Genomic DNA, 13,291 nt, shown 5'->3' with positions numbered 1-13,291 from the left:
ATGGATATTTCTGTTGTTATTCCCTTGTATAATGAGGCGGAATCACTGCCGGAGCTCGTTGCGTGGATACGGCGTGTGATGGACGACCATCGGTTTAGCTACGAGATAATCTTGGTTGACGATGGGAGTACGGACGACTCGTGGATGATCATTGAAGGGCTCAAAACCATCAACCCTAAGATTTCAGCTGTCAAATTCCGGCGCAACTACGGCAAGTCGGCGGCCCTCAATGTGGGATTTGCCGCTGCGCAGGGCAATGTGGTCATCACCATGGACGCTGATTTGCAGGATAGCCCAGACGAAATTCCTGAATTATACGGACGAATCACACAAGGTGGGTTTGACTTGGTATCCGGGTGGAAGCAGAAGCGCCATGATCCGCCCAGTAAAACAATCCCCACCAAGCTATTCAACTCCGTAACGCGTAGCATGTCAGGTATCCATAACCTCCACGATTTCAATTGCGGGTTGAAGGCCTATCGAAAAGAAGTGGTAAAAAATATCGAAGTTTATGGAGAAATGCATCGGTACATTCCCGTGATTGCCAAATGGGCGGGCTTCAAACGCATCGATGAACAGGTCGTCCAGCATTTCCCCCGTAAATACGGTACAACCAAATTTGGCCCCGGCCGATTTATTAAAGGGTTTTTGGATTTGCTTTCTATCTTTTTCGTTGGGAAATTTGGGAAGCGCCCCATGCATTTCTTTGGTACGATGGGCGTACTGAGTTTTGTAGCCGGCTTTATTATTGCTATTTGGCTCGTTGTTGAAAAATTGGTTAGTATCGCCAACCAAAGTCCTTATCGGAACGTAACCGAACAACCTTTATTTTTCTTTGCGTTGATTGCCATCGTCATCGGCACACAATTGTTCCTAACGGGGTTCATTGCAGAGCTGGTTTCAAGAAATGGTGTCGACCGCAACAACTATCAGATTGAAAAGGTCATTTGATGGGGAGGATGGATTGACGATTTTGGTATAATCATGTCGAATTCGCAGAATTATTCATGTTTTTCTCGATAATCATCCCGCTTTATAACAGGCCGCAGGAGATAGCCGAATTACTTGGTAGTCTTACCCGGCAAACCTACTCGCCGTTTGAGGTGCTGGTCATTGAAGATGGTTCTACGCTTGATGCACGGCAAATTGTGGAAGGATATAAAGATCGGCTAAATGTGCATTATTACGTTAAGCCGAATGCAGGGCAGGGATTTGCGCGCAATTTCGGTTTCGAGCGGGCTAGCGGTGATTATTTCATAATCTTTGATTCAGACTGCCTCGTTCCCGCGGATTACCTAACAAAGGTTGCCGCTTTTCTCAAAACCACATGGCTCGATGCCTATGGTGGCCCAGACGCGGCCCATGAGACGTTTACTGATATACAACAAGCCATCAGTTATGCAATGACCTCCCCATTTACCACGGGCGGAATCCGCGGAAACCGGAGGCACGTTGGGCAGTTCCATCCGCGAAGTTTTAACATGGGCGTCTCACGAAAGGCATGGGAGCAGGTCGGCGGGTTTAAACTGACCCGCCTTGGCGAAGATATCGAGTACAGTATCCGTATACAGCTTTCGGGGTTCCGTATCGGGCTTATTCCGGATGCGGTAGTATACCATAAACGGCGAACGGACTTCAGGCAATTCTATAAGCAACTGCATTTTTTCGGGAGGGCCCGAATCAATATTTACAAACATTTTCGGGGTGAGCTTAAGCTGGTCCATTTCTTTCCTGCTGCATTCGTGCTCTTTTTGATTGCACTTGCACTCGTCAATTTATGGAAAACGATGGTCGATGTGGCGGCCGTGGGGCAATTGGCTTGGGTGGGTAACGGGCTGCTTTGCGGATACCTCGTATTGCTTTTTATCCATGCATGGGCCCGGACTAAGCATATAAAGGTGGCGTTATTGGGCGTGATCGCTTCCGTCATCCAACTTTGTGCTTATGGGTTAGGATTTATGCAAGACTTTTTTAAGCGGGTCGTATTGAAGCACGGTTGAAAGGGAAGGTGTGTTGATAAATCGCCTTTGTTATTTCGTGGGATGAATTGTATTTTGGCACATCGAAATCTGATTGCATTTGTTATCTAATACACAACATAGCCTTGACAAATTGGAAACCTTGTTGAAAAGCCTGGGTTATAAGGTGCGGTATGAAAAGGGTAATTTCAAGACCGCCGCTTGTCTCCTTGAGCACAGCAAGATAGTGGTGATCAATCGGTTTTCAAACATCGAAACAAAAATCGGTTCCCTTATGGGCATCCTAAGGGATGTACCCACGGCCGGCGTGGAGCTCGATGAAAAGCAGCGGCAGTTTTTACGAAGTATCAAACAAACTCGACTCACGATTTGACGGTTAAATTTTTAGGTACAGGCACATCCCAAGGGGTTCCGGTCATTGCATGCGATTGTCAGGTATGCTCCTCCCAAAATGTTAAAGATAACCGCTTGCGGTCATCCGTATTGGTGGGGCTGGGAAGCAAGAACATTGTTATCGATACCGGTCCGGATTTTCGTTACCAAATGCTGCGCGAGCACGTTACCCATTTGGATGCCGTATTATTTACCCATTCGCATAAAGACCACGTGGCTGGGTTGGACGACGTACGGGCGTTCAATCGGCAACAGGGCGGAGCCATAGATATTTATGGCATGAGGGATGTACATGAAGCTTTGCAACGTGAGTTCTATTATGCTTTTTCGGCAAAGAAATATCCCGGCGTGCCCATGCTTAACCTGCATGAGATTACGTCGGCACCGTTCGAGTTGTTCGACCATGAGGTGATTCCCATCGAAGTGATGCACTATATGATGCCGGTGTTGGGATTCCGTATAGGCGATTTCACCTACATTACCGATGCGAAGACAGTCGATGACAGCCAGGTGGAAAAAATTAATGGCAGCAAAATTTTGGTCGTTAATGCATTGCAGCGTGAGGCCCACATTTCACATTTTACCCTGGATGAGGCTGTGGCATTTGCAGAACGAATCGGCGCTGAACAAACCTATTTTACGCACATTAGCCACCGGCTGGGCTTACATTGCGAGGTCGAGGCTGAACTACCTCGTGGTATTTACCTGGCGTATGACGGCTTGGATCTAACCATTTCTTAAACATTCCCTCGCCTCGCGCTCAAACTTTTTGTCACCGCTGGTGTTATTGTAGGTAAATTGTTTCATATAACCTCAATTAATTATGGGAAATTTGCTTTATATCATCGCGGTAATCCTAGTGATCGTCTGGGCAATAAGTTACTTTGGTGGCTATGTCACAGGCGGAATTATTCACATTTTGTTGGTGATTGCCATCATTGCGATTTTATTGCGCGTCATCCGAAGCGCGGCTTAAAACGCCTTGCTCCAGCAGGATTTCCGCAATGCGAAGATCTTCGGGAAAGGTGATTTTGATATTACGGGTATCTCCATCCACCAGTGTGATGGGATACCCTTTTTTTTCCACTGCCGCGGCATCGTCAGTGAACGAACTGCCGTCTACCCCGGTATATGCTTCGTAGAGGATAGCGCCATTGAACGTTTGGGGTGTCTGCATTAAATACACGTTAGACCGTGGGAAAGCATTGTTTTTTAGCCTGTTGCCAATTACAATCCGTACGGAGTCTGTACTTGGTTTGGCAAGCGCGGCCGCGTTAGTTCGTGCAGCTTGTTTGTATGTTTCATCGATGAGCGTCGGCGAGACCAACGGACGAGCAGCGTCGTGTACGGCAATTAAACTGTGCCTCATTTCAGCTTCCAATGATTTTATAGCTGCTAAACCCTTCTTTACACTTTCAAAGCGGCTGCTTCCGCCGTTTATCACGGTGTGTGGCACGGAAAAAGCGTGCATTTTGCATAATTCCGACCAGTCATCGCAGAGCGATGGATGGATGACCACGACGATTTCCGGTGAACTGGTACTTTGATGGAACGCATAGATGGCATGCATCATTACCGGAAGGCCTTTCAGCAGCAGGAACTGCTTCGGTATATCGGAGCCCATACGGCTGCCCGTGCCTCCAGCTACGATGATCACATAGTTTCTATACACGACTAACAGCCATTGACTAACGACTAAATAATCAACATCGCGTCGCCGTAGCTGTAGAAGCGATACTTTTCTTTTACGGCGATTTCATACGCGTTCATCACATTTTCATAGCCACCGAAGGCCGCAATCATCACCAGCAGTGTAGATTCGGGTGTATGGAAATTGGTGATCATGCTATTGGCAATACTGAAATCGTAAGGCGGGTAAATGAATTTACTCGTCCATTCACTAGCCGGTTTCAAGTGCTTGTCGGCCGATACCGCCGATTCGATAGCCCGCATGGAAGTTGTTCCCACTGCGCATACCCGTCGTTTTTCGTCGATCGCTTTATTTACGGTTTTGGCAGCTTCTTCGGGAATGAAGAACTGCTCCGAATCCATTTTATGCTTGGTAAGGTCCTCCACCTCTACCTGGCGGAATGTTCCCAGTCCGACATGTAGCGTAACCTCCGCGAACTCAATCCCTTTCAGCTCCAGACGCTTCATCAGCTCGCGGCTGAAATGAAGTCCGGCCGTAGGTGCAGCCACAGCCCCTTCATGCTTGGCAAATATGGTTTGGTAGCGGAATTTGTCTTCCGGCGTCGCTTTACGCTTGATGTATTTGGGTAGGGGGGTCTCGCCGAGCACTTCGATATTACGGCGGAATTCTTCGTCCGTGCCATCAAATAAGAAGCGGATGGTGCGGCCACGGGAGGTGGTATTGTCTACCACTTCAGCTACCAATAGGTCGTCCTCACCGAAGTACAGTTTATTTCCTACACGGATTTTGCGGGCGGGATCCACCAAAACGTCCCATAAACGGAGCTCCTTATTCAGTTCGCGCAAGAGGAATACCTCGATGGTCGCGCCGGTTTTTTCCTTATTGCCATACATCCGGGCAGGGAATACCTTGGTATTGTTAAGGATCATCACATCCTTGTCATCGAAATAATCCAGCACATCCCGAAAAATCCTATGCTCTATTTTCCCTGTTTTGCGGTCGAGTACCATCAACCGCGATTCGTCGCGATGGTCGGCCGGTTCGTAGGCAATTAATGATTCAGGTAAATTGAACTTAAACTGTGATAGCTTCATTGTTGATGTGAAATTTTAGATGGTGGCATACCGCTATGCCGACGTGTAAATTAGCGTGCAAAGTTACGAAATTATTTAATAATATAATGTGTATTTTTGCCTGTAACTTAATGCGGTTTTAGTCGTCTTAATTACATATGATGTTATTCCTGAGATTAATCGGCGAGAGTTTTGGATTTGCGTTTGCGGCTTTGCGCGAAAATCGCACTCGTACATTTTTGTCGTTGCTGGGAGTAACGATTGGTATCCTTATTATCATCGGTGTATTTTCGGCCGTAGATACTTTGCGGGCCAACTTGGAGAATAGTGTGGAGAAACTGGGTAGTAAGACCCTTTATGTACAGAAGTGGCCGTGGGGCGGGGGCGAGGAGTACCCTTGGTGGAAATACGTCAATCGCCCGGACCCCGACATACGCGACTTTACCGCGCTGCGCAACCGGATGACCACGGCCGAAGCCATTACCTTCAATATCGATGTAGGCAACAGGATGGCTCAATACGGTAATAACAACGTTTCGGGAATTACCGTCTCAGCCGCTTCCCACGATTTGTACGATATCCGGAAACTGGAGATTGTTGATGGGCGCTATTTTACGGAGTCCGAGTCGAATAGGGGTAGTAACGTGGCAGTTATCGGAGCAACCATTGCCGAAGGGTTGTTCCCCGGCGGAGCCAGTCCCGTAGGCAAGTCAATCAAGGTGTTGGGAAGGAAAGTCACCGTTATCGGTGTTTTCAAAAAAGAAGGAGAAGGTATGATATTCGATGTTTCGATGGATAACATCGTGCTGATTCCACTCAATTTTGGTCGTAATGTCATCAACATCAGGCGGGCAGATTCCTATATCATGGTGAGCGCGCTTCCCCATATTTCGCTGGATGAAACTGAAAGTGAATTACGTGGTACAATGCGGTCTATCCATCGGTTGAGCCCCCAGGAAGAAGACGATTTCTCGCTTAATAAAACCACTATCATCACCGCTCAATTGGATGCAATGTTCAGCGTTATCAATATGGCGGGTGGTTTCATTGGTATATTTTCCATTTTGGTAGGTGGTTTCGGCATTGCTAACATCATGTTTGTTTCGGTTAAGGAGCGTACGCACATCATTGGTATTCAAAAGTCGCTGGGTGCCAAGAATTATTTCATCCTATCTCAATTTCTTATCGAAGCGATTGCACTGTGTATTATCGGTGGGTTGGCCGGCTTGTCGATTGTTTATTTGCTCGCATTTTTGGTTAAGCTCGCTTTCGATTTGGCCATCGTGGTCAATGTCGGTATGGTGATCCTTACCATCGTGCTCTCCACGCTGATTGGACTCATTGCAGGCATCATACCTGCCGCCATGGCCGCGAGGTTAGATCCGGTAGAGGCGATTAGGAGTAAATAATCAACTCAATTTCGCCAAGGCTTCTTTAATCCGCCGGAGGGCTTCCCCGAGTGCGTCATCAGACGCGGCATATGAAATCCGGATGTAATTATCGTTGCCGAACGAATCGCCACCCACAGTTGCGACATGTCCTTCATTGAGCAGGTAAAGCGCCAGATCAGCTGAATCTTTGATCGTATTTCCTTGTGGATCTTTTTTGCCGAAGAACGCACTGATGTCTGGGAAAAAATAAAAGGCACCTTGTGGTAGGTTCGTTTTCACACCGGGGATATCTTTCAGGAGATTATACACCAGTTCGCGCCTCCGTTCAAACGCATTCTTCATTTCCAATACCGTTTCTAATCCTTGCTCATAAGCGGCGATTCCCGCACGTTGTGCGATAGAGCAAGTGCCAGACGTGGTTTGGCCTTGAAGCTTATCGTTGGCAGCTGCAATTTCTTTACTTGCGGCGAGGTAGCCAAGCCGCCAACCCGTCATTGCAAAGGCTTTGGAAAAACCGTTGATTAGAATCACGCGCTCCTTGATGCTATCGAACTGTGCAATGGATTCGTGCTTGCCAATGAAGTTGATATGTTCGTAGATTTCGTCGGAAATGATGTAAATGTTGGGATACTTTTCAAATACACGGGCCAGCCCCTCAAGCTCTGTCCTGCTGTACACGCTGCCCGTGGGGTTACAGGGCGAAGAAAACATGAACAATTTTGTTTTGGGCGTAATAGCAGCTTCCAACTCTGCTGGAGTGATTTTAAAGTCACTTTCTATCGTAGTGTTGATGAAGACCGATTTGCCTTCGGCCAATGTAACCATTTCGGAGTACGATACCCAATAAGGGGTCGGGATGATCACTTCATCACCGGGGTTGATTAAGGTCAGGATTGCATTAGAAAGCGACTGTTTTGCACCCGTAGAAACCACAATCTGGGACACATCGTAGTCTAGGTTATTCTCCGTTTTCAGTTTATTAACGATTGCTTTCCGCAGATCGGGATAGCCCGGGACCGGTGAGTAACGGGTGTAGTTTTCGTCCAGCCCCTGCTTTGCAGCCTGCTTCACGTGGTCCGGTGTGTTGAAATCCGGTTCACCCACACTGAGGCTGATTACGTTGATGCCCTTAGCTGCCAGTTCGCGGCCTAACTTCGTCATTTTCAAGGTGGCCGATTCGGACAGGTTGTTGATCCTGTCGGAGAGAATAGATGGTGTACTCATGGGGGGCAAACTTAGGAAAAGTTAGGCATTAATTGTCAAAAAATCCTCGATGAAATTTCACTTTTCACCGTAGGTTGCGTACTGCTTGAGCCAAAGTCAAATTGCCCACTACGCCATCGGTAACGCCAAGTTTCCTATCTTTAGCACCCAAATCGGGAACATCATGGAACAGTTTCAAACTTTTATCCTCATCATATCGGCGATTGCGCTGTTTATCTACGGGTTGCAAAGCTTCAGTCGCGAAATCCAGGGGATTGGTGCCGATCGGTTGCGGCGGTGGATAACCGGTGTAACTGAAAAGCCGCTGGGCGGTTTTTTTCTCGGGGCGTTTGTTACGGCAATTATCCAGTCGAGCACCTTGGTGTCGTCTCTTACGGTAACCTTTGTCGATGCGGCTATCATCAGTTTCCGTAGCAGTTTGCAGATCCTGCTAGGCGCCAATATCGGTACTACATCCACGGCGTGGATTGTCACCTTCCAATCGGCGTTGTTCGGCCCAGTGTTCATCGTGTTGGGCACTTTGGTCAGCATGATTCCCGCTAGGATCGCCACATTGGGCCGGGCAATATTTTATTTTGGCTTCATCTTTTTTTCACTCGATCTCATCGGTCACGCAGTAGAACCGTTGAAGACCGACCCAACGGTGCAAGCACTGCTTATGCAGGCCACCGTGCCCTTGCTGGGCATACTGTATGGTATCATCGTCACGGTGGTGGTACAATCCAGCTCGGTGGTGATCGGCCTATGCATCGTGCTGGTATCGCAGGGAATCATGACCATCGACGCCGCCGTGCCCATTGTGATTGGTGCCAATGTGGGCACCACATCTACGGCGATGCTTGTCAGCTTGAAGATGTCGAACAATTCGCGCTTGTCGGCGATGGCTAATTTCGGTTTCAACTTCACCGCCATGTTGTTGGTGTTCCCGCTCATTGGATGGTTCATCGGTCTATTGACACGCCTTTCGGCGGAACCGCCCATCCAGATCGCAGCAGCCACCACGCTTTTCAGTGCGTTCACATCGTTGCTCTTCCTTATCCTGCTCCACCCGGTACACCGATTGCTCACTCGGCACCGTTGGTATGATCGCCCAAACCCGCATTAAATTTTACATTTACTGATTTTACATCGATATGCGGTACGCCCGTGCCAATTTAACTACCTTTGTATAAACAACACGGGTTTTGAACAAACAGAAGAACATCATTCGCGTTGCGCTGGCCACCGGTATTGGGCTAATGCTGGTGAAGTTTGCAGCTTACCTGCTCACGAACTCCAATGCGATATTGACCGATGCGATAGAAAGTATCGTCAATGTAGTGGCATCGGGCTTTGCGTTCTATAGCATCCACTTGGCCGCGCGGCCGAAAGACAGCAACCATCCTTACGGCCATGGTAAGGTGGAGTTTTTTTCCGTTTTCCTGGAAGGAGGACTTATCTTCATCGCAGGGGTGCTTATCGTGGGCAAGGCTGGGTACAATATCTTCTTCCCCGAAACCGTAGGTAACCTGATGAGCGGTATCGGGTTGATCGCCTTCACCGGTGTGGTCAATTTTGTTCTGGGTACGTACATGGTGCGGCAAAGCCGCATACTTAACTCCCTGACATTGCAAGCTGATGGCAAGCACTTACAAACCGATGCTTACAGCACCGTGGGTTTGCTAGTGGGGCTGCTGGTGATGTACTTCACTGGGTTGGCATGGATCGATATTGCCCTTTCGTTGGGCTTGGGCTTATACATCCTCTGGAGTGGGTATAAGCTGCTCCGCAAATCGATTGGCGGGTTGATGGACGAATCGGATACTAAATTGGTGAGTGAAATCGCGGAAATCCTGCAACGTTACCGCAAGGACGACTGGATAGATGTGCATAACCTCCGTGTGCAGCGGTACGGGCATGAGTTGCATATCGACTGCCATGTAACCCTGCCCAATTACTACGACTTAAACCGGGTACACGATGAGGTATCTGCAATCGACGATTTGATGAATACCCACTTGCATGCCGACACCGAGCTGTTTATTCACGCTGATCCGTGCATTCCCGCGTGTTGCCACTATTGTCGTGTGGAAAACTGCCCGATCCGGAGCGAACCCCAACAAAAAGAGGTCCGATGGGATGAAAATGTCATCAGTAAGAATGAGAAGCACGTTGACTATTCATCTTCCAATAGCTTCCGATAGGCTTCCAGTTTGGTGCGTTGCTTATCGGGTAGTTTGGGGAACTCGGGCTCCATATCGGCCAGGGTTTCCATGATGATCTTGCCAACGGCATACCGGGCGAACCATTTCTTGTCGGCCGGGATAACGTACCAGGGTGACTCGTCTGTGGCCGTGGCGGCAATGGCTTCTTCGTAGGCACGCATATAATCATCCCAATAGCCGCGCTCCTCGATGTCCGCCGCCGAAAATTTCCAGTTTTTGTACTTATCTTCCATACGGTCGAGAAAACGCTCTTTCTGCTCGTCTTTCGAAACATGCAGGAAGAACTTGATGATCTTAGTGCCGTTTCGGTGCAGATGGGCTTCGAACTGCCGGATGCTTTCATATCGGTCTTCCCAGAAGTTAACATCAAAATCGGCTTCGCTACGGTAGCCTGGAATACGTTCTGATAGATTGAATGCTGGGTGCACTTTGCAGATGAGCACGTATTCGTAGTGCGACCGGTTGTGGATGCCTATACGTCCACGCTCGGGTAGTGCCTTGTAATGCCGCCAAAGGAAATCGTGTTCGTAGTCGTTACTGGTGGGTTGCTTGAAACTGAATACTTGGCAGCCTTGGGGATTCACGCCGCTCATCACATGTTCGATAGCGCCATCTTTGCCGGCGGCGTCCATGGCCTGGAAGATGATAAGCAGGCTTTGGGAGTCTTCGGCGTACAGCCTTTCCTGGTATTCCTTCAATTCATCTCGGAAATCGGCCAGGTCGGCCTTCGCTTCTTTCTTCTTGAGGGTACCGGTATTAACGGTCCGGAAATTTGCCAGCTTGAATGACTTGCCAGATGTAACCCCGAAGTTATCACTGATTTTAGACATGATGGTGAGAATTAAAGTGCTTGCAAGATAGTGTTTTATCAATAAGGTGCAAGGGCAAATGTAGCGGAAAACCAGATATTACCGTATGCATTATGAAAACAAATCGTCATCTTTACCCAATGTTTAAGGAGATACGGAACCGCTACATACGTTATATCGTCATCGGCATCTACATGATTATTTTGCTGGTGTGTATGGTGGAAGTGAATTTCCTGTGGCTGTTTGGTTATTCGCCAACAGCAAAAGATATCCGCAAGCCCATTCAAAACATAGCCTCTGAGGTGTACACCGCCGACAGTGTGCTTATTGGCCGGTATTTTAAAGAGGACCGCTCGCCAGTGCCTTACGATCGTATTTCTGTCGACGTGGTGAACGCGTTGGTGGCAACGGAAGACATCCGTTTTTTCAAGCACAACGGTGTCGACTACCTGGCTATTTTATCGAGTATCGCGTCGGCCATACAGGGCGATCCGCGAGGTGGCAGTACCATCACACAGCAGCTGGCCAAAAACATGTACCGCACCCGTTACAGCCAATCAACCGGGCTGCTGGGCAATGTGCCGGGTGTGGGCGTGCTGGTGTTCAAGCTCAGGGAATGGCTTACTGCCTATAAGCTCGAAAACAATTATGATAAGAAAGAAATTCTTGCACTGTACCTCAATACCGTGTCATTCAGTAACAATGCTTATGGCATTAAGACGGTGGCAAGGCGTTACTTCAATAAGGAAGCGTCTGAATTGACCGCCACGGAAGCCGCGGTGCTCATAGGGATGTTGAAGGGAACAACACGTTATAATCCAGTACGTAACCCAGAACGCTCCTTGGAACGGAGAAATGTGGTATTGGGGCAGATGTATAAAGCCGGAATGCTGACTGAAGTGGCTTATGAGGCGGCAAAAGCGGAGCCGCTAGACTTGCGCTTGGGTGAAACAGAAGAACTGGGAAGCGGCGATTCGTACCTCCGTACGGCAGTGGAACGATGGCTGGAGGATTGGTGCGCAGAAAAGGGTTACGATATCTACGTGGATGGATTAAAAATCTATACTACTATCAACTCGCGCGTGCAGCGCCACGCGGAGGAAGCGGTGGCCAACCAGATGGGTATACTGCAACAGCGCCTTGAAAATGCTTGGCGTGGTGAAATTCCTTGGCGCGACGCAGACGGAGAGGTCATTGATGAGTTTTTGGAAGGACTGGCCAAGGGAACTACCTATTATGCACAATTGGACGAAAAATACGCTGGCAATAAAGACAGCATATTCCACTACCTCAATTTGCCCAAAACGATGGAGGTGTTTACATGGGATGGACCCAAAGAAGTGCAATATTCCAGTATGGATTCATTGGCACATTATGCCATGATGCTTAATGCCGGATTGATGACCATGGATCCCTATAACGGCGAAATCAAGGCGTGGGTAGGCGGTATTAACCATCAGTATTATAAGTACGACCACGTGTTCCAGTCGAAGCGACAGGCGGGTTCTACGTTCAAACCATTTGCCTACCTGGCGGCGTTGGAAGCAGGTATGTCGCCCTGCGACAAATACACCGACAAATTCGTTCGCATTAACTACGTCGAAAACGGCGAAGACAAGGTATGGGAGCCGAAGAATGCCGACTGGGTTTTCAGTGGCCGCGAGATGTCGTTGCGTTGGGCGATGGGACGGTCGGTCAACTCAATCACCGCCCAGATTACGGAGGAAATAGGGTGGGATAAGGTAGTGGATGCTGCCCATCGTTGTGGTATTACCAGTCCGCTCGCCTCTGTGCCGTCAGTGAGCCTTGGTTCGAACGACGTGAGCGTGTTTGAGATGGTCAATGCCTATGCAACCTTTATAAATAAAGGGGAGAAGGTGGAGCCGATTTTGGTGGCTGAAATTGTGGATTTCCACGGCAATACGATAGCCACATTCAAAACCACGGCCACCCGGGTAATCAGTGAAGAGGTGGCTTGGCTGATGGGGTACATGCTACGGGGCACGATGGAAGAACCCGAAGGGACCTCGCAAGCGTTGTGGGAATGGGACTTGTGGCGAAACAACAACCAGATTGGCGGAAAGACCGGTACGTCGTCAGACTATGTGGATGGCTGGTATATGGGCGTTACAAAAGATCTCGTTACGGGCGTGTGGATAGGATGCGACGAGCGTAGCATCCATTTCAGGAATTCGCAAACGGGCGAGGGATCGCGGACCGCATTGCCTGTATTCGGTAAGTTTATGGAACGGCTCTACCTCGACGATTCACTCCCGTACAGTTACGGCCCGTTCCCAGAGCCCGGTGTGGCAATCAACCGAAAATACAATTGTCCGAGCCCGCGGATTACCCGGCCCGATAGCACACGGATCGATAGCATTGCGCCGCTCGAACTGCCGGATACCTTTCCGGAAATTCCGATAGATTTGGAAGAACTAGAGCAGAAAATTGACATCGAAAACCCTGGAGTTGAAGAGCAGGAAGATGTCGATCGGCAGGCACTTTTGGATGAGCAACAATCGCATAATAGGATCCGTATACGATATCCTTCAAAAAAATAATATGTT

Annotated in this window: 13 protein-coding genes; 9 read left to right on the top strand and 4 right to left on the bottom strand. The window is 48.7% G+C overall.

Annotated elements, in window-relative coordinates; all coding sequences use genetic code 11:
- The 5 genes from VNQ80_RS15370 (at position 1) to VNQ80_RS15350 (ending at position 3,348) form a co-directional block, all read left to right on the top strand.
- Complete coding sequence (locus tag VNQ80_RS15370) at positions 1-951, top strand: glycosyltransferase family 2 protein (RefSeq protein ID WP_325640221.1); 951 nt, start codon at positions 1-3, stop codon at positions 949-951.
- 56 nt (positions 952-1,007) lie between these two features.
- Positions 1,008-2,000, top strand: coding sequence for a glycosyltransferase (locus VNQ80_RS15365; protein ID WP_325640219.1), 993 nt, complete (start codon positions 1,008-1,010; stop codon positions 1,998-2,000).
- A 79-nt stretch (positions 2,001-2,079) separates the two neighbouring features.
- Complete coding sequence (locus VNQ80_RS15360) at positions 2,080-2,352, top strand: hypothetical protein (RefSeq protein WP_325640217.1); 273 nt, start codon at positions 2,080-2,082, stop codon at positions 2,350-2,352.
- Positions 2,349-3,113 carry an MBL fold metallo-hydrolase gene (locus tag VNQ80_RS15355; RefSeq protein ID WP_325640215.1) on the top strand — a complete coding sequence of 255 codons (765 nt, stop codon included), beginning with the start codon at positions 2,349-2,351 and terminating at the stop codon, positions 3,111-3,113. The genes VNQ80_RS15360 and VNQ80_RS15355 overlap by 4 nt, the downstream gene beginning before the upstream one ends.
- An 82-nt stretch (positions 3,114-3,195) precedes the next feature.
- A complete protein-coding gene (locus VNQ80_RS15350; protein WP_325640213.1) occupies positions 3,196-3,348 on the top strand; it encodes a lmo0937 family membrane protein in 153 nt (50 codons plus the stop codon).
- Here VNQ80_RS15350 and VNQ80_RS15345 read toward each other — a convergent pair.
- Together VNQ80_RS15345 and queA are read right to left on the bottom strand one after the other, a co-directional pair.
- A complete protein-coding gene (locus tag VNQ80_RS15345; RefSeq protein WP_325640211.1) occupies positions 3,319-4,044 on the bottom strand; it encodes a 2-C-methyl-D-erythritol 4-phosphate cytidylyltransferase in 726 nt (241 codons plus the stop codon). The two genes, VNQ80_RS15350 and VNQ80_RS15345, sit on opposite strands and share 30 nt — an antisense overlap.
- Positions 4,045-4,067: 23 nt before the next feature.
- The gene (gene queA / locus VNQ80_RS15340) at positions 4,068-5,117 is read right to left on the bottom strand and encodes a tRNA preQ1(34) S-adenosylmethionine ribosyltransferase-isomerase QueA (protein ID WP_325640209.1); all 1,050 of its coding nucleotides are present in this window, start codon (positions 5,115-5,117) and stop codon (positions 4,068-4,070) included.
- A 140-nt stretch (positions 5,118-5,257) separates the two neighbouring features.
- Between queA and VNQ80_RS15335 the strand changes: the two genes are divergently transcribed.
- Complete coding sequence (locus VNQ80_RS15335) at positions 5,258-6,505, top strand: ABC transporter permease (RefSeq protein WP_325640357.1); 1,248 nt, start codon at positions 5,258-5,260, stop codon at positions 6,503-6,505.
- Here the strand turns inward: VNQ80_RS15335 and VNQ80_RS15330 are convergent, their stop codons facing one another.
- Positions 6,506-7,711 (bottom strand): pyridoxal phosphate-dependent aminotransferase, encoded by a 1,206-nt coding sequence (locus VNQ80_RS15330; RefSeq protein WP_325640207.1) that lies wholly within the window; start codon positions 7,709-7,711, stop codon positions 6,506-6,508.
- 163 nt (positions 7,712-7,874) lie between these two features.
- Between VNQ80_RS15330 and VNQ80_RS15325 the strand changes: the two genes are divergently transcribed.
- Complete coding sequence (locus VNQ80_RS15325; protein ID WP_325640203.1) at positions 7,875-8,816, top strand: Na/Pi symporter; 942 nt, start codon at positions 7,875-7,877, stop codon at positions 8,814-8,816.
- A gap of 79 nt (positions 8,817-8,895) precedes the next feature.
- On the top strand, positions 8,896-9,894 hold the full coding sequence (locus tag VNQ80_RS15320) for a cation diffusion facilitator family transporter (protein WP_325640201.1): 999 nt from the start codon (positions 8,896-8,898) through the stop codon (positions 9,892-9,894).
- Here VNQ80_RS15320 and VNQ80_RS15315 read toward each other — a convergent pair.
- Positions 9,867-10,745, bottom strand: coding sequence for a polyphosphate kinase 2 family protein (locus VNQ80_RS15315; RefSeq protein WP_325640199.1), 879 nt, complete (start codon positions 10,743-10,745; stop codon positions 9,867-9,869). The genes VNQ80_RS15320 and VNQ80_RS15315 overlap by 28 nt on opposite strands.
- A 92-nt stretch (positions 10,746-10,837) precedes the next feature.
- Between VNQ80_RS15315 and VNQ80_RS15310 the strand changes: the two genes are divergently transcribed.
- Entirely contained in the window at positions 10,838-13,285 is a 2,448-nt protein-coding gene (locus VNQ80_RS15310; protein ID WP_325640197.1) for a penicillin-binding protein 1A, read from the top strand.
- Positions 13,286-13,291: the final 6 nt, after the last annotated feature.

Source organism: Parapedobacter sp., from assembly GCF_035556095.1.
GTDB lineage: Bacteria > Bacteroidota > Bacteroidia > Sphingobacteriales > Sphingobacteriaceae > Parapedobacter.
This window is presented reverse-complemented; position numbering and strand designations above follow the sequence as displayed.

Excerpts from the sequence above, each read along its gene's own strand:
- VNQ80_RS15370 (WP_325640221.1), top strand. The coding sequence starts at position 1 with ATGGATATTTCTGTTGTTATTCCCTTGTATAATGAGGCGGAATCACTG.
- VNQ80_RS15365 (WP_325640219.1), top strand. The coding sequence starts at position 1,008 with ATGTTTTTCTCGATAATCATCCCGCTTTATAACAGGCCGCAGGAGATA.
- VNQ80_RS15350 (WP_325640213.1), top strand. The coding sequence starts at position 3,196 with ATGGGAAATTTGCTTTATATCATCGCGGTAATCCTAGTGATCGTCTGG.
- queA (WP_325640209.1), bottom strand. The coding sequence starts at position 5,117 with ATGAAGCTATCACAGTTTAAGTTCAATTTACCTGAATCATTAATTGCC.
- VNQ80_RS15335 (WP_325640357.1), top strand. The coding sequence starts at position 5,258 with ATGTTATTCCTGAGATTAATCGGCGAGAGTTTTGGATTTGCGTTTGCG.
- VNQ80_RS15330 (WP_325640207.1), bottom strand. The coding sequence starts at position 7,711 with ATGAGTACACCATCTATTCTCTCCGACAGGATCAACAACCTGTCCGAA.
- VNQ80_RS15325 (WP_325640203.1), top strand. The coding sequence starts at position 7,875 with ATGGAACAGTTTCAAACTTTTATCCTCATCATATCGGCGATTGCGCTG.
- VNQ80_RS15315 (WP_325640199.1), bottom strand. The coding sequence starts at position 10,745 with ATGTCTAAAATCAGTGATAACTTCGGGGTTACATCTGGCAAGTCATTC.
- VNQ80_RS15310 (WP_325640197.1), top strand. The coding sequence starts at position 10,838 with ATGAAAACAAATCGTCATCTTTACCCAATGTTTAAGGAGATACGGAAC.